General features: G+C 46.1%; 19 protein-coding genes and 2 tRNA genes. 11 read left to right on the top strand and 10 right to left on the bottom strand.

From position 1 onward, the window contains the following. The first annotated feature begins 1 nt into the window (after position 1). The 5 genes from G3M65_RS02380 to G3M65_RS02360 are packed head-to-tail and all read left to right on the top strand — an operon-like array spanning position 2 to position 5,458. Positions 2-580 carry a UbiX family flavin prenyltransferase gene (locus G3M65_RS02380; protein ID WP_173832967.1) on the top strand — a complete coding sequence of 193 codons (579 nt, stop codon included), beginning with the start codon at positions 2-4 and terminating at the stop codon, positions 578-580. Between the two features lie 25 nt (positions 581-605). Beyond that, positions 606-2,129, top strand: coding sequence for an NAD(P)H-hydrate dehydratase (locus G3M65_RS02375; RefSeq protein WP_173832966.1), 1,524 nt, complete (start codon positions 606-608; stop codon positions 2,127-2,129). Then, on the top strand, positions 2,092-2,613 hold the full coding sequence (locus tag G3M65_RS02370; protein ID WP_173832965.1) for a murein hydrolase activator EnvC family protein: 522 nt from the start codon (positions 2,092-2,094) through the stop codon (positions 2,611-2,613). Before G3M65_RS02375 ends, G3M65_RS02370 begins: the two co-directional genes overlap by 38 nt. A 9-nt stretch (positions 2,614-2,622) precedes the next feature. After that, positions 2,623-2,964, top strand: coding sequence for a preprotein translocase subunit YajC (yajC, locus tag G3M65_RS02365; RefSeq protein ID WP_173832964.1), 342 nt, complete (start codon positions 2,623-2,625; stop codon positions 2,962-2,964). A gap of 10 nt (positions 2,965-2,974) precedes the next feature. Next, on the top strand, positions 2,975-5,458 hold the full coding sequence (locus G3M65_RS02360) for an AMP-binding protein (RefSeq protein WP_173832963.1): 2,484 nt from the start codon (positions 2,975-2,977) through the stop codon (positions 5,456-5,458). Here G3M65_RS02360 and G3M65_RS02355 read toward each other — a convergent pair. Next, positions 5,455-6,231 carry a hypothetical protein gene (locus G3M65_RS02355; protein ID WP_173832962.1) on the bottom strand — a complete coding sequence of 259 codons (777 nt, stop codon included), beginning with the start codon at positions 6,229-6,231 and terminating at the stop codon, positions 5,455-5,457. The two genes, G3M65_RS02360 and G3M65_RS02355, sit on opposite strands and share 4 nt — an antisense overlap. A gap of 54 nt (positions 6,232-6,285) precedes the next feature. On the opposite strand from G3M65_RS02355, the gene alaS reads away from it, so the two are divergent. From alaS to prfA, 3 genes are read left to right on the top strand one after another with little or no spacing between them, the layout of a single operon-like run. Then, positions 6,286-8,898 (top strand): alanine--tRNA ligase, encoded by a 2,613-nt coding sequence (gene alaS, locus G3M65_RS02350; RefSeq protein WP_173832961.1) that lies wholly within the window; start codon positions 6,286-6,288, stop codon positions 8,896-8,898. Continuing rightward, positions 8,895-9,080 carry a 50S ribosomal protein L31 gene (rpmE, locus tag G3M65_RS02345; protein ID WP_173832960.1) on the top strand — a complete coding sequence of 62 codons (186 nt, stop codon included), beginning with the start codon at positions 8,895-8,897 and terminating at the stop codon, positions 9,078-9,080. The genes alaS and rpmE overlap by 4 nt, the downstream gene beginning before the upstream one ends. Next, positions 9,080-10,153 (top strand): peptide chain release factor 1, encoded by a 1,074-nt coding sequence (gene prfA / locus G3M65_RS02340; RefSeq protein WP_173832959.1) that lies wholly within the window; start codon positions 9,080-9,082, stop codon positions 10,151-10,153. Before rpmE ends, prfA begins: the two co-directional genes overlap by 1 nt. On the opposite strand, the gene truB is transcribed toward prfA, so the two are convergent. The 8 genes from truB to gap form a co-directional block, all read right to left on the bottom strand. After that, positions 10,137-11,000, bottom strand: a complete 864-nt coding sequence (gene truB / locus G3M65_RS02335; protein ID WP_173832958.1) for a tRNA pseudouridine(55) synthase TruB — start codon at positions 10,998-11,000, stop codon at positions 10,137-10,139. The genes prfA and truB overlap by 17 nt on opposite strands. Next, positions 11,000-11,932, bottom strand: a complete 933-nt coding sequence (locus G3M65_RS02330; RefSeq protein ID WP_173834649.1) for a sigma-70 family RNA polymerase sigma factor — start codon at positions 11,930-11,932, stop codon at positions 11,000-11,002. Before G3M65_RS02330 ends, truB begins: the two co-directional genes overlap by 1 nt. Further along, the gene (locus G3M65_RS02325; protein WP_173832957.1) at positions 11,932-13,341 is read right to left on the bottom strand and encodes a Do family serine endopeptidase; all 1,410 of its coding nucleotides are present in this window, start codon (positions 13,339-13,341) and stop codon (positions 11,932-11,934) included. The genes G3M65_RS02330 and G3M65_RS02325 overlap by 1 nt, the downstream gene beginning before the upstream one ends. After that, positions 13,338-13,994: a class I SAM-dependent methyltransferase gene (locus tag G3M65_RS02320; protein ID WP_173832956.1), complete on the bottom strand. Its 657-nt coding sequence runs from the start codon at positions 13,992-13,994 to the stop codon at positions 13,338-13,340. Before G3M65_RS02320 ends, G3M65_RS02325 begins: the two co-directional genes overlap by 4 nt. Further along, positions 13,948-14,520, bottom strand: a complete 573-nt coding sequence (locus G3M65_RS02315) for an alpha/beta fold hydrolase (protein ID WP_254426323.1) — start codon at positions 14,518-14,520, stop codon at positions 13,948-13,950. The genes G3M65_RS02320 and G3M65_RS02315 overlap by 47 nt, the downstream gene beginning before the upstream one ends. A 48-nt stretch (positions 14,521-14,568) precedes the next feature. After that, positions 14,569-14,642, bottom strand: a tRNA-Arg gene (locus tag G3M65_RS02310). Continuing rightward, a tRNA-Pro gene (locus G3M65_RS02305) sits at positions 14,643-14,715 on the bottom strand. Positions 14,716-14,733: 18 nt separating this feature from the next. Beyond that, positions 14,734-15,753 carry a type I glyceraldehyde-3-phosphate dehydrogenase gene (gene gap / locus G3M65_RS02300; RefSeq protein ID WP_173832955.1) on the bottom strand — a complete coding sequence of 340 codons (1,020 nt, stop codon included), beginning with the start codon at positions 15,751-15,753 and terminating at the stop codon, positions 14,734-14,736. A 104-nt stretch (positions 15,754-15,857) separates the two neighbouring features. On the opposite strand from gap, the gene G3M65_RS02295 reads away from it, so the two are divergent. Genes G3M65_RS02295 through G3M65_RS02285 form a run of 3 tightly spaced genes read left to right on the top strand, consistent with a single transcriptional unit; the run spans position 15,858 to position 20,882 of the window. Continuing rightward, on the top strand, positions 15,858-19,010 hold the full coding sequence (locus G3M65_RS02295; protein WP_173832954.1) for an EAL domain-containing protein: 3,153 nt from the start codon (positions 15,858-15,860) through the stop codon (positions 19,008-19,010). 10 nt (positions 19,011-19,020) lie between these two features. After that, positions 19,021-20,229 carry a glycosyltransferase gene (locus tag G3M65_RS02290; protein ID WP_173832953.1) on the top strand — a complete coding sequence of 403 codons (1,209 nt, stop codon included), beginning with the start codon at positions 19,021-19,023 and terminating at the stop codon, positions 20,227-20,229. Further along, complete coding sequence (locus tag G3M65_RS02285; protein WP_173832952.1) at positions 20,229-20,882, top strand: DUF554 domain-containing protein; 654 nt, start codon at positions 20,229-20,231, stop codon at positions 20,880-20,882. Before G3M65_RS02290 ends, G3M65_RS02285 begins: the two co-directional genes overlap by 1 nt. 14 nt (positions 20,883-20,896) lie before the next feature. On the opposite strand, the gene G3M65_RS02280 is transcribed toward G3M65_RS02285, so the two are convergent. Further along, positions 20,897-21,547 (bottom strand): ATP-binding protein, encoded by a 651-nt coding sequence (locus tag G3M65_RS02280; RefSeq protein WP_173832951.1) that lies wholly within the window; start codon positions 21,545-21,547, stop codon positions 20,897-20,899. Between the last annotated feature and the right edge of the window lie 9 nt (positions 21,548-21,556).

Below are 21,556 nucleotides of genomic sequence, written 5' to 3'. Positions count from 1 at the left end.
CATGTCAAATTCAAACAAGATAGTAGTATGCATCACGGGAGCAAGCGGTGCCATATACGGCTATAGGCTCTTACAGGTTCTAAGTTCAATGGACTTTGAGATAGACCTCATAGTTTCCTCTTCTGGCTGGGTGGTTTTAAAGCAAGAGCTTGACCTAACAAAGCCAGAGATACTCAGAGAGTTTCCAAAGGTAAGGCTCATTCCAGAAAAGGACATAGCCAACCCAGTAGCCAGTGGCTCAAGGCTTATCTTTTATAGGGGTGTGGTGGTAGCACCCTGCTCCATGAGCACCCTCTCTCATGTAGCTTCTGGGACTAACCAAAACCTTATCCACAGAGTATGCGAAGTAGCCCTAAAGGAAAGGGTTCCTCTCCTTCTGTTGGTAAGAGAAGCACCCTACTCTTTAGTTCATCTCAGAAACATGCTGGAGGTATCGCGAGCAGGTGCAATAGTCATGCCCGCAAGCCCAGGCTTTTATCACAGACCCAAAAGCCTGCAAGAGCTTGTAGACTTTGTAGTGGGTAAAGTGCTTGATAGTTTGAGAATAGAGCATAACCTATACAGAAGGTGGAGGGAATAAAGGTATGATATTTTGAAGGTGGAAGATGAAAATCCTAAAGGCTAAACAGATGCAGGAGATAGACAGAAGGGCTATAGAGGGGCTGGGTATTCCCTCTCTCTTGCTTATGGAAAAGGCGGGGCTTTCGGTGGTGGAGGTCATAAGAAGGGAGTTTCCAAGTGCCAAGAGGGTTTTGGTGGTTGCAGGCAAGGGAAACAATGGGGGCGATGGGCTTGTGGTAGCGAGGCATTTGCACCTGTTGGGCTATAGGGTTTCTTATGTGCTTGCACTTGGTGAAGACCTAAAGGGGGATGCAAGGCTTCAACTTGAGATTTTGAGAAGGCTTGGGCTTGAGCCAGCAAGGGAGGTTAACTTTTCTGAATTTGACCTTGTGGTGGATGCTCTCTTTGGCACGGGTTTTGAGCCTCCCGTTAGGGGTGAAGCCATAAGGTGGATAGAGCTTATAAACGAGAGCGGGCTTCCTGTGGTTTGTGTAGACATTCCCTCTGGGCTTTCTGCGGATAGTCCAAAGGAATACGAGCCATCAGTGAGAGGAACTATTACCATAACCTTTCAATTTCCAAAGCCTTGTCATCTTTTGCATCCTGTTAGCCTACGCTGTGGAAAGCTATATGTGGCAAATATTGGCATACCTCAGTGGCTTGCACAGGACATAAAAACAGAGCTACTCACAAGGGTAAAAGTGCCTAATAGACCTGCAAACGCTCACAAGGGGCTTATGGGTCATGTGCTTTTGGTGGGTGGGAGCATAGGAAAGACGGGTGCGGTTATTATGAGTGCCAAAGCCTCCACAAGGGCGGGTGCTGGGCTTGTGAGCGTGGGCGTGCCAGAGGGTCTAAACCACATCTTTGAAACAAGCCTTGTGGAGGAGATGAGTATTCCTCTAAAGGGTCAAGATAGGCTTTCTCTTGAGGCTATAAAGCAGGTCTTAGAAATTCAAGAGAGGTTTTCTGCCATTGGCGTGGGTATGGGCATGGATAGGTATGAAGAGGGAAGACGGATAATAAAGGAGCTCCTCTTACATGTTAAAAAGCCTTTGCTTTTGGATGCGGATGCCTTAAACAACCTTGCGGACTTGGGGGTAGAAGTCTTGAAAGAAAGAGAAGGCACAACGGTGCTTACTCCGCATGTAGGTGAGTTCCAAAGGTTAACAGGTCTTGAAAAAAACCACATCTTGGAAAACTTCTTAGAGGTGGCTCAAGAGTTTGCGGTAAAGTATGCCTGCTATCTGGTTCTTAAGTCCTCAAGGACTGTTATAGCTACTCCAGAGGGTAGAGTTTTCCTTTCCACAAGAGGCACGCCTGCCATGGCAAAAGGTGGTGTGGGTGATGTGCTTTCGGGGATTCTTACCGCACTTCTTGGAAGAGGTATGCCCACAGAGGAAGCTTTGAAGTTGGGTGTTTTCTTGCACGGTCTTGCAGGTGAGATAGCGGAAGGCAAAAGGCACAGAGAAAGCCTACGAGCCCTTGACCTTGTGGAAGAGATTCCAAATGCCTATAATCTAATAGAGAATGAAGCCTATAGTCTTCCTTTTACTTATATTCCTTAGTGCGTGTAGCATAGTGCAAATTGAGGTAAGGGATAAAAAGGCTCAAACTGAGGTTAGAAAGGGACAAACTCCTCAGGAGAAAAAGCCCGCTATATCACAAAAAGAGGATAAAGCTCCACAAGCTTCAAAACCTCAAGGAGAAACTCTCAAAGTTGCCACGCCTGTGAGGGGTAAAATTGCACGCACCGAAAGAGGATATTTTATTACCACTTCCTGTGGTGAGTTTTTTAGGTCTGTGGGCAACGGTAGAGTTCTGTATGCGGGAGATGACATAAGGAATATGGGCTGGGTGGTTATGGTGGACTCGGAAGACGGGTATGTGTATGTGTATGCAAGGGCAGGCAGTTCGCTGGTGAAGAGAGGAGAGACGGTAAGAAGGGGACAGCCTTTGGGTAGGGTAGGGAACTCTGGGGATAGTTGCGGTATTCTCTTTGAGATTAGAGACCAAGAGGGAAGACCAGTAAACTTTGAGCTTGTGATATAATAGGCTACCATGATAGACATAGCCTTTGCACAGCAAACAGGACACGGTTCAAGCCCAGTAGGAGCACTCCTTTTCCAGCTTATATTCTTTATAGCCCTTTTTGCTCTCTTTTACTTTCTCCTCATAAGACCACAAAACAAGGCAAGGAAAAGGCATCAGGAGTTTTTGGCAAACCTCAAAAAGGGTGATAGGGTTGTAACCACAGGGGGTATATGGGGCACGGTGGTGGAGATAGGGGACGATACGGTCACTCTCAAAGTGGATGCCAACACACGCATAACCTTCACAAAGGAAGCCATATCCCACTACCAGCCAGGCTACAAGAAAGAAGAAAGAGAGAAGGAAGAATAAATTTTTTTCTATGAAGCTGTTGCTGGAGGAGGGGGTAATTCTTCCAGAGTTGGAAGACCACCGCAAAACCGCTCTTGTGAAGGGTAAACAAAGCATAAGCTACAGCGAGCTTATAGAAAATATCTCTTCCTTCGCAACCCTTGTGGATATCCTACCCGGTGAGAGGGTTCTTGTATGCTCCGAAAACAGACCTGAGTGGGTTTATGCCCTCTACGGTGCTTGGCAAAGGGGAGGGGTGGTAGTTCCTGTGGACTTTATGTCAAGTGTGGACGAAATACTATACATCCTAAAAGAAACAGAACCTGCGGTAGTTTTTTGTTCACAGCAAACGGAAAGCTCTGTCAAAAAAGCCCTTCAAAGGTCTGGAATAGAGCCTCTTTTTTACAACTTTGATGCTCTGATACTTCCAAAACCTCATGGAAAGTCCATGAGTAGGAGCTTGAGCGAAACTGCCCTAATTCTTTACACCTCTGGCACTACTGGACAGCCAAAGGGTGTTATGCTTAGCTTTAAGAACCTGCTTTCTAACATAAGGGCTATAGAGAAGGTGGGTGTGGCAGGAAAAGAAGACAGAACTCTTGCCCTTTTGCCATTTCATCATTCCTATCCTCTTATGGTTACTTTGCTTGTGCCTTTGTATCTTGGTGCAACGGTGGTCTTCATAGAAAAACTAAGCTCAGAAGAACTCCTCAAAGCCTTAAGAGAACACAAGATTACAATCCTTGTAGGTGTTCCAAGGCTTTATCAGCTCTTACATCAAAGAATGATGGAAGGTCTAAGAGCCAACGCTATAGGTAGGCTACTCTTTATGCTCTCACCCTACATGACAAGAGGTCTCAGGAAGCTGGTCTTTGTGAAGGCTCACAGAGCTTTGGGAAGGAAGATAAAATACATGGTAAGCGGAGGGGCAAAACTTCCTCTTGAAATAGCCTTTGACCTAAACAGGCTTGGCTTCACTATCCTTGAAGGCTATGGACTTACTGAGACATCTCCAATAGTCTCCTTTAATCCGCCTCAGAAGCCAAAACTTGGCTCTGTGGGACTGCCAATAGAGGAGGTTTATGTAAAGATTAGCGAAGAGGGTGAGGTGCTCGTGCGTGGTGTGAACGTAATGCAGGGCTACTACAAAAAGCCAGAAGAGACACAGAGGGCTTTCAAGGACGGTTGGCTTCTCACTGGAGACCTTGGATACCTTGACAAGGAGGGCTATCTATACATAACAGGCAGAAAAAAAGAGATTCTTGTGCTTTCTGGTGGGAAGAAGGTAAACCCTGAAGAGCTGGAAGCTCTGATAATGAGAGAGGGAAGGGCTATAAGGGAAGTAGCGGTGCTTGAGGTGGACGGAACAGTAAAGGCTCTTGTCCTGCCAGACTTTGAAACTTTGAGGAAAGAGGGTATTGTTAACATAGAGGAGTTTGTCCGCTGGCAGGTCATAGACCGGGTAAACCAGAAACTTCCAGAATGGAAAAGGATAACAGGGTTTAGGGTGGTGAAGGAAGAGCTTCCAAAGACAAGACTTGGAAAACTAAGGAGATTTTTACTTCCTCAGATATATCAGTCCACAGAAGCCTATAGCAAAGAGGGACAGGAAGACCATATAATGAACACTCAAGAGGGTCAGACTATAAGGTCCTTTTTACGAGGGCTAACTCAAAGAGAAGTAAAAGGATACCACCATCTTGAGCTTGACCTTGGATTAGACTCCTTAGGAAAGGTGGAGTTTCTGAGCTTTCTTGAATCTACCTTTGGGGTCTCCCTGTGGGAAGAAGACCTAATAAACAATCCCAGGGTGCAGGATGTGGTAAGGCTTGTATCCGAGAGGAAAGAAAGGCTTGAGCTTTCAGAAGTCCATTGGAAGGATATACTTCTCAAGGGAGAGCCATACCAGTTAAAAGAATATACTTTTGCCTTCAGCACAGGCAGGTTAGTTCTCAAGACCTTTTTTAAACTATACAACCGCCTTGAGGTTCATGGGCTTGAAAACTTGCCTGAACCACCCTTTATACTTGCACCAAATCATGCCAGCTATTTAGATGGTTTTGTATTGGCTTGTGCACTGCCACAAGATATAGCCCTCAAAACCTACTTCCTTGGAGCGGAAGAATACTTTAGAAATCCTGTGAGTGCAGTTTTTGGTAGGCTTGCCCATGTGATAACGGTTAACTTAGACAAAAGGCTAAAAGAGTCTCTTCAAAAAACCGCATGGGCTTTGAGGCTTGGTAGGGTGGTGGTTATCTTTCCAGAAGGAGCAAGGACGAGGGACGGAAAACTTCTACCCTTTAGAAAGGGCTTTGCCATACTTAGCAAGGAGCTTGAGGTTCCTGTGGTGCCTACCGCTATAAAAGGGACTTACCAGTCCCTGTCTCTATACGATAAGTTTCCAAAGCCTGCGAAGATAGAGGTGGTCTTTGGAAAGCCCATAAAACCTCAAGGAAAGAGCTACGAAGAAATCGTAGAAGAGACAAAAAAGGAAATTGAGAGATTGCTTTCTTAGGCTTCTTCCGCTACCGTCTTTACTGCCAAAACGCCCATTTCCTCCGCAAGGGAAAGGGCTTCTTCCTTTGCGTTTAGATAAACCACCACGGGAATGGTTTCTTGTCCAACCGCCTTTGAGATTATCATAGCTCTCTTGAAGACCTTTTCCACATCCTCTGGATAAAGGGTCAAAGTTGCCTCAAGGGCTATATGAACCTCCTTTCCAGTTTCCTTGAGCCTTCCTTTGCCAGCAAAGTCAACCTTTAGAGCAAAGTCTTTCATGTCTTCCTCTATAAGACCACTATCTATAGCATCGTCCAGTATGTCTGCAAGGGTAAACTTGTCTATAGGTCTTAGTCTTCTTATAACTCTGCCAAGGAAGGCAGGTGCGTTTTCTCTAACCTTTCTTTCAAAACTTTCTCCTCTTAGCTTTGCCACATCTACCTTAAGAACTCCTACATCTTTCTTGAGAATTCCCACATCACTCTTTAGCACTTCCACATCACTCTTCAGCACTTCCACATCACTCTTCAGCACCTCCACATCACTCTTCAGCACCTCCACATCACTCTTCAGCACCTCCACATCGCCCTTAACTACTTTCATATCTTCCTTCAAAACCTCCACGTCTGCCCTTAGGGGTCTGAACTCTTCTTCTACAAACCTTTCAAACCTCGCAGGAAGCCTTCTGAGCTCCTCCTCCAGTATAAGGATTCTTATCCTCTCGCGCCACTCGGGGTTTTCTCTGAGTATCCTCTCAAGGTCTTCTATGGTGTTGATAACATAACTCATGCTAATAAATATAACCCAGGAGCTTGTCTGTAGCACCACTTTGTGTATAATTCTATGCTTATGACAGGTCATGAAATTCGTGAGCTTTTCTTAAGCTTCTTTGAAAAAAAGGGGCATACGAGGGTAAAGTCCGCAAGCCTTGTTCCAGAAAAGGACCCAACTCTTCTATTTGTGAACGCTGGAATGGTGCCCTTTAAGGATGTTTTTCTTGGCATAGAAAAAAGACCATACACGAGGGCAGTCTCTTGTCAAAAATGTCTTAGGGTTTCTGGAAAGCACAATGACCTTGAGAGCGTAGGTTTTACCTCAAGACATCATACCTTTTTTGAAATGCTTGGAAACTTCTCCTTTGGAGACTACTTTAAAAAGGAAGCCATAGAATACGCTTGGGAGTTCGTTACCGAACACTTAAATATACCAAGGGAGAGGATATTCGTAAGCGTTTTCAAAGAGGACGAGGAAGCCTTTGATATATGGAGAGAACACATAGGACTACCAGAAGACCGCATATGGAGAATGGGGGAAGAGGATAACTTTTGGCAGATGGGTGATACGGGTCCTTGCGGTCCATCTTCTGAGATATACGTGGATAGGGGTCCAGAATACGAGCCAGAGAGATACCTTGAAATATGGAACCTTGTGTTTATGCAATACAACAGGGATGAAAGGGGAAACCTGACTCCTTTGCCAAAGCCTAATATAGACACGGGTATGGGGCTTGAAAGAGTTGCCAGCGTGCTACAGGGGACAAAGACCAACTTTGAAATAGACCTCATAAGACCTCTAATAGCCTTTGGTGAAGAGCTTTCTGGAAGGGTTTATGGAGAAAACTTTGAAACAGATAGTGCCCTAAGGGTAATAGCGGACCATCTTAGGGCTTTGACCTTTGCCATAAGTGATGGTGTTCTTCCTTCCAATGCAGGCAGGGGCTATGTGATAAGAAGAATTCTAAGGCGTGCCATGAGATATGGCTACAAGCTGGGAATAGAAGAGCCTTTTCTCTATAAAGGTATTGACCTTGTGGTGGACATAATGAAAGAGCCTTATCCTGAACTTCTTCAGTTAAAGTCCTTTGTAAAGTCTGTAGTCAAGGCAGAGGAGGAGAGGTTTATAAACACTCTCAAAAGAGGTATGCCTTACGCAGAAGAGATTCTTCAAAAGGCAGAAGAGGGTCTTATACCAGGAAATCTTGTGTTTAGTCTTTACGATACCTATGGCTTTCCCATTGACCTCCTCGAAGACATGGCAAGGGAGAAGGGTCTAAAGGTTGATATGGAAGGCTTCCAGAGGGAAATGGAGGAGCAAAGGGAAAAGGCAAGAAAACACTTTAAGATAGAGGTAAAGGCTACAAAGCCTGTTTATCAACACTTAAAGGAGCTTGGGAAAACCTCTACCTTTCTGGGCTACGAAGAGACAAGCTTACACACAGAGGTCACAGCACTGTTAAAGGATGGTGAGCTTGTTTCTGAATTAAGGGAAGGAGAGAGGGGCGAGGTGTTTCTAAGGGAAACTCCCTTTTACGCAGAAAGGGGTGGTCAAGTAGGGGATAGGGGGCTTATAGAGACCTCGGGGGGCGTCTTTTTTGTGGAGGATACCCAGTCTCCCGCAGAGGGTGTGATAGCACATATAGGTTATGTGTCAAAGGGGTCAATAAGGCTTGGAGACAGAGCCTTTGCACGCATAGAGGAGGAAAGGAGAGAGGACATAAAAAGAAACCATACCGCAACGCATCTTTTACACTCTGCTTTGAGAGAGGTGCTTGGTGAGCATGTGCGTCAGGCAGGGTCTTTGGTGGCAGACCAATATCTGCGTTTTGACTTTACACACTTTCAGCCTCTCACAGAAGAGGAAATAAGGAAGGTGGAGGAGCTTGTAAACTTGCAGATAATGAAAAACCAGCCCGTATTGGTGGAGGAGATGGACTACCAGTCCGCCATAAGGAGCGGAGCTATCGCCATCTTTGAGGAAAAGTATGGCGAGCGGGTAAGAGTCCTGAGCGTGGGGGACTTCTCAAAGGAGCTATGCGGAGGAACGCATGTGAAAAGAACGGGAGACATAGGCTACTTTATGATAGTCTCTGAATCCTCTGTGGGTGCGGGTGTAAGACGCATTATTGCAAAAACGGGAAGGTGGGCGGTAGAGCATGCCTTTGAGGAGAGGAGAAGGATTCTTGAAATTGCCAGGTCTCTTGGGGTTTCCTCAGAGGATATCCCAAAGGCTGTGCAAAGACTTACGGAAGAACTAAGGGAAAAGGAAAGGGAAATAAGCAGGCTAAAGGAAAAGCTACTTGCTGGAAGTAGTCTCTCAGAGGTAAAGAAGGAAAAGGTGGGAGAGATAGATTTGTATTTTGGCGTGCTTGAGGAGGTTGAGCCAAAGGACATGCTTGTCCTTGCGGACAGGATAAGAAACAACACAGACAGAGCGGTGGTCTTTCTCCTTAGCAAGAGGGGAGAAAAAGCCTCTTGCCTGATAGCCCTTTCCAAGGAGCTTACAGATAGGCTCTCCGCAAAGGAACTTATGAAGGAGGTCTCTAAGCACTTGGGTGGTGGGGGTGGTGGCAGGGATGACCTGGTTCAGGGGGGTGTCAACAGCCTTGATGGGTTGCAGACAGCCATAGAGGGTCTAAAATCTGTTATAATAGAGCGGTTTATGGAGGTAAGAGGATGAAGAAGGGCATACACCCAGAACTTAAACCTACTCATTTTGTGTGCGGTTGTGGAAACAACTTTACACTGCTTTCCACGAAGGGAGGCACTGTCTACCTTGAAACATGCAATGCATGCCATCCCTTCTATACGGGCAAACTCCGGGTAAAACCTGCCTTCTTGGAGCTGACAGGTAAGGGATAATGCTCAGCCCTGAGCTTGAAGAAAGGCTAAAAGCGGTAGAGCAGAGGTATTTGGAGCTACAGTATAAGCTGAGCAGTCCTGAGGTAGTATCGGACAGAGAGAGCCTTACGAGGCTGGGGAAAGAGCTAAAGGAACTTGAAGAAGTTTACCTTGCCTACAAAAACTATAAGAAACTCCTCTCTGACCTTGAGCAGGCAAAAGAGCTACTAAGGAGCGAAGAGCTAAAGGATTTGGCAAAGGAGGAAATAGAAAGGCTCACGCAGGAGTTAGAGAAGATAGAAAAACACATAAGAGTCCTGCTACTTCCCAAGGACCCAAGGGACAGCAAGAACGTCATATTAGAAATAAGAGCAGGTGTAGGTGGTGAGGAGGCGGCGCTCTTTGTGGCAGACCTTCTTAACATGTATCAGAAGTATGCGGAGGAAAAGGGTTGGAAATTCAGCATACTCTCCTCAAACAGGACAGGGCTTGGTGGGTACAAGGAGGTGGTTGCCCTCATAGAGGGCGAGGGTGCCTATTCAAGGCTTAAGTTTGAGAGCGGAGTCCACAGGGTCCAGAGAGTGCCAATAACCGAAGCGGGAGGGAGGATACACACTTCCACTGCAACGGTGGCAGTCCTTCCAGAAACGGACGAAACAGAGATTCAAATAGACCCAAAAGACCTAAAAATAGAAACCTTTAGAGCAAGCGGTGCAGGCGGTCAGTATGTAAACACCACAGAAACCGCAGTAAGAATAACCCATCTTCCTACCGGCATAACCGTATCCTGTCAAGACGAAAGGTCTCAGTTTCAAAACAGACAAAAAGCTCTCAAGATTCTCTATGCAAGGCTAAAAGACTTCTACGAGAAGCAAAAGGAAGAGGAAATTTCAAAAGAAAGAAGACAACAAGTAGGCACGGGAGAAAGAAGTGAAAAGATAAGAACCTACAACTTCCCACAAAATAGAATTACAGACCACAGAATAAACCTAACCCTATACAGACTTGGAGATGTACTTGAAGGTAAATTGGACGAACTCATAGACGCTTTGGTGGAGCATGATATAGAAGAAAAACTCAAAGCCCTTGCATAAGCCTGTAGGGTTTGAGGGTATTGCCTTCAATCAAGCCTACACCAAGAAAATGGTCATTTTCATAGAGTCTAACAAAGGTTTTTTCAAGGTTTTCTCTGAGCCTGACCACAGAGCCATGTTTTATCCTTCTTGAAAGCTCACCCCCAAGGCTTATCTTGGGAATGAAACTCAGTGCCTCACCCACTGGGATTAAAAGCCCACCTATATCCTCTATGGAGAGCAGTCTGCTAAGGGCTACCGCCATGTCCACTTTGAAATTACCAACCCTCAACCTCCTTAGCTCCACCACATGTGCACCGCAGGAAAGCTCCAACCCGAGCTCATGAACAAGGCTTCTTATATATGTGCCAGAGGAGACCTCAAAGAAGAGCTCCACAAAGGGCATATTACAGCTCAAAAGCTCCGCCCTGTAGACATGAACCTCCACTGGCTTTATATCAACCTTTATCCCCCTTCTTGCCAGCTGGTATGCCCTTTTGCCACCCAGACGTTTTGCTGAGAAGGGCGGTGGTTTCTGAAGTATCTTGCCCGTGAACCTTCCAAGGGCTTCCTTTATATCCTCGCAAGATACCTTTACCGACCTTGACTCAACCAACTCCCCCTCTGCGTCGTAGGTATCTGTTATCTCTCCAAGTTTTGCCACTGTGGTGTAGGCTTTATCAAGCCCTGTAAAAAACTGGGAGAACTTGGTGGCTTCGCCCACAAGCACAAGGAGAAGCCCCGTAGCTATGGGGTCAAGGGTGCCAGCATGCCCTGCCTTTATCCCAAAACGACTTTTTACAGACTCAACCACCTCCATGGAGGTGAGACCCTTGGGTTTATCCACAAGAAGAAGACCAGAAAGCATCAGCTAAGGAAATCTTTGAGGTGTCTTTTCATAGCCATGTTTCTGAGTTTTCTGAGGGCTCTGGTTTCAAGCTGACGCACCCTCTCTCTGGAAATCTGCAATATGTCCCCTATCTCCCTAAGAGTTCTAGGCTCTTCGCCCCTCAGCCCAAACCTTAGCTCTATAACCCTTCTTTCCTTCTCAGGAAGTTTGTCCAAAAGGTCATCTATCTCCTTCTCTAACACCTCGCTTATTATCCTCTCCTCCACATCTGCGGTGCCGTGCTGGCTGAGAAAGTCCACAAAGAAGGTATCCTCGTTCTCACCAACCGGTGCATCCAAAGAAAGGGGAACTCTGCAAAGCTGAAGACATTTATCCACCTCCTCGGGGCTAATCTTGTAGCCTTCCTTTTTAATCCTTTTCTCTATTTCCTCCTCTGTTGGCTCGCGTCCCAGCTCCTTCTCAAGCTCCTTTTGGAGCACCTCTTTGGTGTATTCGTAGGCAATCTCTTCGGAGGTGGGCTCTCTTTCAAGCTCTCTGTAAAGCCTGCTGTATAGACTGCTTATTCGGTTTATTAAATGAGACTGTTTTATGGGAATCCTGACCGCACCGGTTTGTTGGGAAAGAGCCTGCATTATAGCCTGCCTTATCCACCATACCGCGTAGGATATGAACTTTACGCCCCTGTCTGGGTCAAACCTCTTTGCTGCTTCAATTAACCCGTGATTACCCGCCGCTATGAGTTCAGACAAAGGAAGACCATAGCCAAGGTATTGCTTTGCTATGCTTATGACAAACCTGAGGTTTGACTCTACAAGCCTTCTGAAGGCTTGCTGGTCTCCTTCCTTTGCCTTCCTTGCGATTTCCTTCTCTTCCTCTGGTGTGAGAAGGGGTATCTTGGAAACCTTCTTGAGATACTGGTTTATTATCTCTTGCTCAGTGTCTGGTATCATCATTTTAACCTCAGCACAAGGAAGAGGTTGTTGCCCCTTCTCCTTATAAGCAGGAGGGCGCTCTCTCTGCCTGCCTGTCTGAGGGCATCTATGCTTTGTTGGAATTCTCTTACATTAGAGACAGGTTTGTTACCCACCTGAAGTATAACATCTCCTGGAACTATACCGCTTTGCATGGCAAGGCTGTTGGGAGCAACCCTTACCACAAGAACTCCCTTGACGCCGAGCCTTCTCTCCTCTTCAGGTGTAAGCTCTCTGAGAGCAAGTCCAAGGTCCGCCTGACCTTCCTCCACCTCTCCAATCTGTCTATCCTCTGGCATCTCTCCCACCTTTATCCTCAAGCCTACCTCCTTGCCTTCCCTTATTACCTTCAGATCTATCTCCTTGCCTGGCTCTGTCCTCATTATCTTGAACTGAAGCTCTCTCACTTCGCTTACCTTCTGACCATCAACCTCCACTACCACATCTCCAACCTTGAGACCTCCCTTGTCTGCAGGGCTTCCAGGCATTATCTGGGCTATTATCACACCCTCCTTTAACCCAAGACTTTCGGTCATCTCTGGGGTTATGTCCTGTATGACTATACCGAGCCAGCCCCTTGTAACTTTGCCTTTGGCGATTAGCTGGTCCGCAACCCATTTGGCGAGGTTTATGGGTATGGCAAAGCCAAGTCCCTGACCTTCCGCCAGTATGGCTGTGTTTATACCTATCACCTCCCCCTTTATGTTCACAAGGGGTCCTCCAGAGTTGCCGGGGTTTATGGCAGCATCCGTTTGTATAAAGCTTTCATACTGGGTTATGCCTATTGCCCTTCTTAGAGCGGATATGACCCCCACAGTAACGGTTCTTTCAAGCCCGTATGGGTTTCCAATAGCTATAGCCAGCTGACCAACCTTTAGTTTATCCGAGTCGCCGAGCTTTGCTACCCTGCTCTCGGGGTTCTGTATGTCCTTGTCGTCCACTTCTATCACCGCCACATCCGTTTTTGGGTCTGTGCCTACTATCCTTGCCCTCTTCTCTGTATGCCTGTCAAACCTAACCCTTATGGCCCTTGCATTCTGCACCACATGGCTGTTGGTAAGTATGTAAAACTTACCCTTTTTGTAGTCTATTATTACACCAGAACCCAAGGACCTCCTTTCCTGAGGTGGAATCTGAAAGGGAAAAGGAAAAGGAGCTTCAATACCTGTCACCTCCTGCGTGGCAAATATGGTTACCACCGAGGGAGAGACCGTCTCCACTATGTTTGTAAGCTCCTGCTCAAACTGGGAGAGTATGCCCGAGTTAAGTGCTGGTCTTTCCTCTTTTAGAGATGGGTTAACACTCTGAACCTGCTTTGCCTTACAGCCTATAAGAAGAGAAAGGCTCAGGAAAAGGGTCATAAGTAGAACCATCTTCTTCCTCCTCATTTTCTAACCTCACAAGAAAAGAATAGAACCTTAAAACTGGGCTTGTCAATTTTATAAATCATACTTTCAATCCCCTTCCTTGAGATTATACCACCTTTGGATAGGGGATTGAAGGAAGACCCCGTGTAGTGGAAAAACCTCACCAAATCCCACCCGCCAAAGGGTATGGAGACATGCTCAATAAAAAAGCTCCTCACAACTGTCTTGCCTTCAAGAAGCCCAAGAACCTTCTCTACCTCTGGAAAGGGAAAGCCAAGCTCTGGAAGGCTTCCCTTGACGGGTATTGCACAGAGAAAGAGCCCCCTGCACACCCTCAAGGCTTCTGGTATGCTCCTGCTTAGGTCAGTCCAATGGAGGGCAAAGTTGCTTATAACAAAATCAAAGCTCTTGTCTTTAAAGGGCAGGTCATGAGCATCCCCCAGCACCGCTTTCTGGAACCTTTCTTTGTAAACCCTTGCCATACCTATGGCTATGTCTACACCTACCACCCCCTCAAGACCGTCGCTGAGAAGCCCTGTTCCACAACCAAGGTCCAGAAGGGAGCCGTCTATTTTTTCAAGTGCCTTTAGCCTCTCCGCACAATACCGTTGGGGAATGGCCCATTCTTCATAGCTTCTGCAGGCTCTTGAGAACCTCAAAGATAAGACCTTCATTTTTAGGAAAGTGTCCTCCTGGGAAGATTATTAATTTAGACCTTTTGAGCATGTTGTAAAGAGTTAGTGCGGAGGAAAGAGGAGTTATAGGGTCGTGCGTGCCATGCAGGATAATGACCCTTTGTGTTATGTATGGTAGTATGTGCCTTATGTCAAGCTCCATGTAATCTTTAAGAATTCTTTTTGCACCTTGTAGGTCAATGTGGTCTTCAAAGGGTTTTGGATAGGATAAACTCCTGAACTCCTTGAGAAATTTTTCTCCTTCTCTTTCAAGCCTTATAAGGAATCCTCTGAGGTTTTTCTTGCCCCATAAACAACCAAAACACGCACTACCACCTATAAGCACAAGTCCCTTAAACCTTTGTGGAAACATATAAGCCATAAGCAGAGAAAGGCTTGCACCAAGAGACCAGCCTATGAGTATAGAATTCTCTGGAACACCTAATGCTATCTCTCTTGCAAGACTTTGAAGGTTTTTATATCTAAGCTGGCTTTTGCCATGAAAGGGAAGGTCTACGGAAGGAATATCCCTTAGGACCTTTGAACTAAAACCCCAGCCATGTAAGAAGAAAAGCGGGCCCGGAGGGACTCGAACCCCCGACCTAGGGATTAGAAATCCCTTGCTCTGTCCAGCTGAGCTACGGGCCCTCGGGGTGGCAGGACTTGAACCTGCGGCCTTTGGCTCCCAAAGCCAACGCTCTGCCACCTGAGCTACACCCCGTAGATATAAAATTATAGCTCAAGCTTTAAGGCTTGGTTCTCTTTCAGCCACAAAGAGGGTCAGGTCTCTTAGCCTGCAGGAGTATCCCCATTCGTTGTCATACCAAGAGGCTACATGCACCATATCCTCTATCACCTGCGTAAGCCCTGCGTCAAATATGGCAGAGTGAGGATTGCCCACTATGTCTTGGGATACCAATGGGTCTTCTGTGTATTGGAGTATGCCCTTCAGGTGGTTTTCTGAAGCTTCTTTAAAGGCTCTGTTTACCTCTTCCACAGATTGGGGTGCTCTCTCTACAATAACTGTGAGGTCTATCAAAGAGCCGTCCGCCACCGGAACCCTTCTGGCGGTACCGTCAAGTTTTCCCTTGAGCTCGGGTATGACCTCTCCTATAGCCTTTGCGGCTCCTGTGGTGGTGGGGATGATGTTTACACCTGCTGCCCTTGCGCGCCTTAGGTCCTTATGGGGCAGGTCAAGAACCCTCTGGTCGTTGGTGTAGGCATGAACGGTAACCATGTAACCTTTTTTCACCCCAAACTTTTCATGAAGCACCTTAAGAGTTGGAGCAAGACAGTTGGTGGTGCAAGATGCGTTGGAGATTATCCTGTGCTTTTCTGGGTCATACATATGCTCATTTACACCGAGAACAAGAGTTACATCGGGATTTTTGGCAGGTGCGGAGATTATGACCCTCTTTACCGTGTCCCTCAGATGTAGCTCCGCCTTTTCTCTGCTTGTGAAGGCTCCTGTGGACTCAATGACCAAATCCACACCAAGCTCCCCCCAGGGAATCTCCGCTGGGTCCTTTACCGAGAAAACTCTAACCTCTTTTCCATCCACCACAAGGCTTGAATCCCTTGCTTCCACATGTGCATTGAACCTGCCATGCACCGAGTCATACTTTAGGAGGTGTGCCAAGGTTTTCGTATCTGTCAGGTCGTTCACCGCTACTATCTCAATCTCCTCATACCCGTAGCATGCCCTAAAAAAGGACCTTCCTATCCTACCGAATCCGTTAATGCCAACTTTTATACCCATAGTGATAAAATTATACTATGCTTTATAGGTGTGTTTTCCCCCCCCCCCCCCCCGCTGAAAACAAGGAAAATCAAGGCTTTTATGCATATTGAAAAGAAAAAGCCATGATAAAATTTTCCGTATGTCCACATGACACGGAAAAAGGACTTGGAAGATGGAAAGAGCTTGCTTTAAGGCTTTCTCGGCTCCTTGGCGAAGAGGTGGTCTTTGAGGTTCTTAGCGGGCATGGAGAGGAATACGAAAGAATAGAAAGGGGTGAGTTCTTTGACCTTTACTACGCAGGTCCTCTTGTCTCTCCGAGGCTCTACGAACTTGGCTATCTGCCCGTGGCGAAGTTTAAAGGTCAGAGGGACAAGCTATTTTTGCTCGTAAGGGACAGGATTCCAGAAGAGGGGAATATACTTGTGGCAACACCCTTTTTAAGACCAGCTGGCTATTCCTTGCTTTCTCTGGACATAGAGAGGATAAGGATAGTTTTTACAGAAAACTTCCTCTCCGCCTTTGAGCTTTTGAAAAGGGGTCAGGTGCATGCCTGCCTTATGTATAACGACACATGGGAACAGATAGAAGAGGAAGATAAAGCTCCTTTTAAGGTTGTAGAGGATTATGTTTTTGAAACCTCCCATCTCTTTATGTCAAAACCCCATGTCTATCACAAGGTGAAAACCGCCCTACTTTCCATTGATGAGCTTGAACCCGCAGGTGAGGAGGATATACAAAGGGTTGTAAAGCTCTTCAGGGAGTTTGATAAATTCATGAAGCTCTGGTCAAAGGCAAGCTTTTTCTATACGCTGGATAGAGCAAAACATGTAGCGGTCCTTCTATACACTCATAAAATTGAGTATGTAAACAGAAGCTTTTCAGAGCTTGTAGGTTATCCACAGGAAAACCTAATTGGTATGGACATCTTTGAAGCTATAGATAGGATAATCCATCCCAAACATAGGGAGCTTACTGCGGAAGTTGTCAAAAGAAGGTTAAGGGGCGAGCACTTTAGCCAGTTTTATGAGGAGCTTCCGCTTCTTAAAAGGGATGGCACTATAGCCTGGACAATAGCCTCTTCTGAGACTGTGTTATACGAAGGCTTTTATGCAGGTGTGGTCTATTTTGTGGATATTACCAAAAGGAAAAGGCTGAAGAACCTCTACAGGCTCTTGATAGGGATAAATCAGCAGATACTGAAGGCTAAAACAGAGAAGGACCTACTCAACAAAATATGTGTGCAGGTTGTGGAAAGTATGGGTTTACCCCTTGTGTGGATTGGTGTTCCAGACATGGAAAAAGAGGTTATAGCACCTTTGTATTACTATGGCAGGGCGGTGGACTATCTTAAAGACCTTTTTATATCCACCAGAGAGGACCTTCCAGAGGGTCAGGGGGTAACCGCAAGAGCCTACAGGGAAAACAGGATACACATAAACGAAAATACCCTGGAAAATCCCATGATGACACCTTGGAGGGAAAGGCAGATAAATATGGGCATCTTCTCCTCTTGTGCCATACCCATAGAAAGGGATGGAGAAGTGAAGTATGTGATAAACCTATATGCGGAGGAACCCTATTTTTTCTCAGAGGAGAACAGGGAGGTCCTGGAGGAAATAAAGCAGGATGTGGAGTTTGTTCTCAAGAGACTCGAAGAGGAAAATAAGAACCTTGTCATAGCAAGTGCCCTTGAAAATTCAAACTCTTGGGTTCTTATCACAGACGAGAAGGGCAGTATACTGTATGTAAACAAAGCAGTTTCTGAGCTTTCCGGCTACTCAAGGGAGGAGCTTATAGGTAAAAACCCAAGGATATTCAAGTCTGGTTATCATACAAGCGAATTCTACAGGGAGCTTTGGGATACCATACTTTCTGGTGAGGTCTTCAACGCTCTGTTTGTAAACAAAGCAAAGGATGGAAGGCTTATCTACCTTGAGAGTAGCATATATCCCGTAAGGCTTCCCGATGGTTCTTTGAGGTTTATAGAAATAGGTAAGGATATAACAAGGGAGGTGTATCTGTCTTCTGAGGTGGAAAGGCTTACCTTCTACGATACACTCACAGGCATTCTAAACATTGATGGTATGAGAATAAGGGCTAACGAGCTTCTCAAAAAAAGCCAGATGGCTGTTCTGGTGCTTGTAGACATATACAACTTTTCGATGATAAACAAGGTTTACGGCGAGGCTGTGGGTGATAGAGTGCTTGTTGAGACCGCAAAAAGGCTCTTAGAGGTTTTTGGAGACAGGGGTATGGTTGGAAGAACTGCGAGCGATGAGTTTGTCCTTCTTTTGCCTGTGGAGAAGGAAGAGGATATCCTTGAGCTTCTTGAAGTCCTTGAAGAGTTTCTGGGAAGACCGATCCTTATAAACGGAGATATCCTTACGCCCACCTTTAATATGGGCATTTCTGTATATCCTTCTGACGGAGCTACCTTTGGAGAACTTCGTGAAAAGGCTGGAATAGCCCTATCAAGTGCCAAAGCAGGAGGTGAGGGAGAAAGAAGGTTCTTTGAAACAAACTTTGAAGAGAGGATAAGGACTACAAACCTTGCCATAAGACTTGTTCAGAGGGCGGTGGAAGAAGACCTTTTTGTGCTTTACTATCAACCTTACTGGAAAAGCAAGGATATAACCCTTGCGGGCTTTGAAGCCCTTATAAGAATAGTGGACAAGGAAGGAAAGGTATACACACCCGTTCACTTTATAGACTACCTTGAAAACAGTAAATATTTAAAAAGCTTTGAAGCCTTCTTGCTTAGGTCTGCCAGAGATTTTTACGAAAGGCACCGCATACCCCTTTCCATAAACATATCCGCCAGAAGCTTTAAAGAAGGCAAGTTTATAGACATGCTTGTCCAACAGCTGGAGGGCTGTGATATAACCGTTGAGATAACGGAAAGGGTTTTCATGGTGGAGAAGGAAAAGGCTTTAAAACACATAGATATACTCAAGACCGCTGGCATTAAGATAGCCCTTGACGATTTTGGCACTGGCTACTCTTCCCTTTCATACCTATCCGAGATTCCGGTGGATGTGGTAAAGATTGACATCTCTTTTGTAAGAGAGCTTCCAACAAACAAGAAAATAAAGGCTTTAGTGCGTAATGTAGTAAACCTCGCCAGGGACCTTGGCATCCAGACCCTTGCGGAAGGCGTGGAGACCGCCCAGCAATTGGAAATTCTTCAGGAAATGGCCTGCACTTATGTGCAAGGATACCTTCTTGGAAAGCCCATGCCGGAAGAGGAGGCAATAAAACTGGTTCCTATGGTATGATTTTTAGACCATGCGGATAGCTTTACTAAGACAGGGAAAGGACTTGGGGATAAACAGGCACGTGCTGGCGTTTCTTGAGATATTTAGAGAGCGGGGTGCAGAGGTTCAAGACTTTGACCTCACAGAGGGAGACCTTCAGGAGGTGGTAAACAGGCTCTTAGAGTTCTCACCCCTCTTTACCCTTGACCTCAACGGTAGTTGCGTGGTTTTTGGAGAAAGAGAAGGTCAAAAGGTTCCTATATTTGATGCCTTTGGCTTTGTGCATGTTAGCCTTTTCACCGACGAGCCTCTCTTTCACTTTCCAGTGCTGTTTGACCTTAGGCAGGCAAACAACTTCCTTCCAGTGGTCACAGACCTCAAATATGCGGACAGCCTGAAATTTCTCGGACATGAGAGGGGCACCTTTTATATAACTCCCTTTGTAGACCCAAGCCAGATGTTAGAACCTTCAGAAGAGAAGGACATAGAGTTGGTCTTTCTTGGTCCTGTGGTAGACCCCAACATAATGGCTCAGCAGGTGGCTCAAAACCTCAGAGAGGATTTTATCCCATACTTTTTTGAGGTGGGCGAGTTTCTCTTCAGAAACCCAGAGGCACATCTTCTTTATGCCAGCGAATACATCCTTTCCATGTTCAACCAGAACTTTCAAGAAGAGTTTACAAGGTGGCGTCAGGAAAACCCCCAGGACTACATAAGGCTTCTCAATGACATTAGCTTTTACGCAACCGCAAGGAAAAGATGGTATATTTTGAGCTTTCTTGAGGGAATAAACCTTAAAATTGTGGGTGCCTTTGAAGGTGAATTGAAGGAAGGGCACGAACACGTTCCAATAGAAAGCTGGGAGCAGGCACTTGAGCTTATGGGAAGGTCCTATATGACCCTTTTGAGCTACCCCCATGCGGTTCCCACTGGCGTAGGCTTTGTCCCCTTGGAGGTTGCCTTTATGGGTAGTGCACCCCTTATAGACTTCAGGGCTACCCTGTCAGGATTTTTTACACCCGGTCAGGAGATAATAAGCTACCTACCTCTTGACAGGGCGGATATAGAGGAAAAGGTGGTCTACTATCTTGAAAACCCTCACGAAGCCAGAGAAATAGGTCAAAGGGCAAGAGAAAAGGTCTTGCAAAGCTACACACCACAGGACAGGGCGGAGTTCCTTTATAAAATGTTTGAAGACATCCTTTCTCAAGCTCAAGCAAGGCGGAACAGCGAAGGCTGATGTTTCCAACCTTCGGAACCCTTGTAAACGCTGGGCTTGTAGTAGCTGGTGCTTCTGTGGGTCTTTTTATATCCAGAGCTGTCCCCGAGCGTCTAAAGGTGGCTGTCCTGCAGGGTATAGGTCTTTTTACGTTGACCCTGGGTGTTAAACTTATTTCAGAGAACAAGCCAGAGCTTCTGAAGGTCTTTTTTCTGCTTGTGGTTGGTTCACTAATAGGCAGTTTTCTAAGGCTTGAAGAGAGGTTAGAGAACCTTATCCAAAGCTCCTCAGATACTGCAAGGGGCTTTATCTCCGCTTCCTTGCTTTTTACGGTGGGACCGATGACCCTCATGGGATGCATACTTGAGGGTGCAAGGGGAGACAGTTCGCTGATACTCTCAAAGGCTTTTATGGATGGCTTCTCTTCCATAATTCTGTCTTCCTCCTTAGGTAAGGGTGTTGTTTTTTCTGCGGTCTACCTTCTTTTCTTTCAAGGTTCCATAACCTTGCTTGCCTACTTTTACGGCGAGTTTTTGAAGGAACAATCCATGGCAAACGCCCTATTTATTGGAGGTGGACTGATGGTGCTTACATCCATGAAAATCCTTGATATTTTAAAGCAGGTAAGGGTCCTTAACCTTATGCCTGCACTCGTGCTTGCACTGTTCTTTTAGCCCTTTTTCCAAGGTTATGATTGCATAAGGTATAAAACCTCGTTCATCTGATGGATTTTTCCCACTACGGCGGGCGATAGCCTCTCTTCCAAAGCCCTTGCCACCTCCTCTTCACTCTGCTTAAGAAGCGGATAGTTGGTGGTTATGAGGGTGCTTTTGAGGAAGTTATACCTGTGGCTTATTATGTAGGAAAGCACCTCTATGCGCCAGTCTGAGAGCCTCTCACTTCCCAAGTCATCAAGAACCAGAAGGGGTGCGTTTAGAAGGAGGTTCATGAGCTTGTGATACTTTTCCGTGTTTGCATAGCTCTGTAGCTTGTATAAAAGGTCCTTTGTGTCAAAGAAAAGCCCTCTTATTCTTTTTTCTCTGTAGATAGTTTTGAGGATTGCAACTACAAGATGCGTCTTCCCCATCTGCGGAGGTCCTACGAGGGACAAGCCCTTTCCTTCTTTTGGCTCAAAGGTGTGGGCGTAATGCAGGCAGGCTTCAAAAGCTACTTTCTGCGATGGTGAGACCGGCACATAGTTTTCAAACTCTGCCTCAACAAACCTTGGGGGTATGTTAAGGTATTTTTGGAGGTTTACACCCTCATACCTGCAACTGCATATTTCAAGCACACCTCCCCTGTCTACAAAGCCAGTTCCACCACACTTGGGACAGCCCATGAGATAAAA

It is taken from the genome of Hydrogenobacter sp. T-8, assembly GCF_011006175.1.
Taxonomy (GTDB): domain Bacteria; phylum Aquificota; class Aquificia; order Aquificales; family Aquificaceae; genus Pampinifervens; species Pampinifervens florentissimum.
The sequence above is the reverse complement of the archived record's forward strand: the minus strand, read 5'-3'. Positions and strand labels throughout refer to the sequence as shown.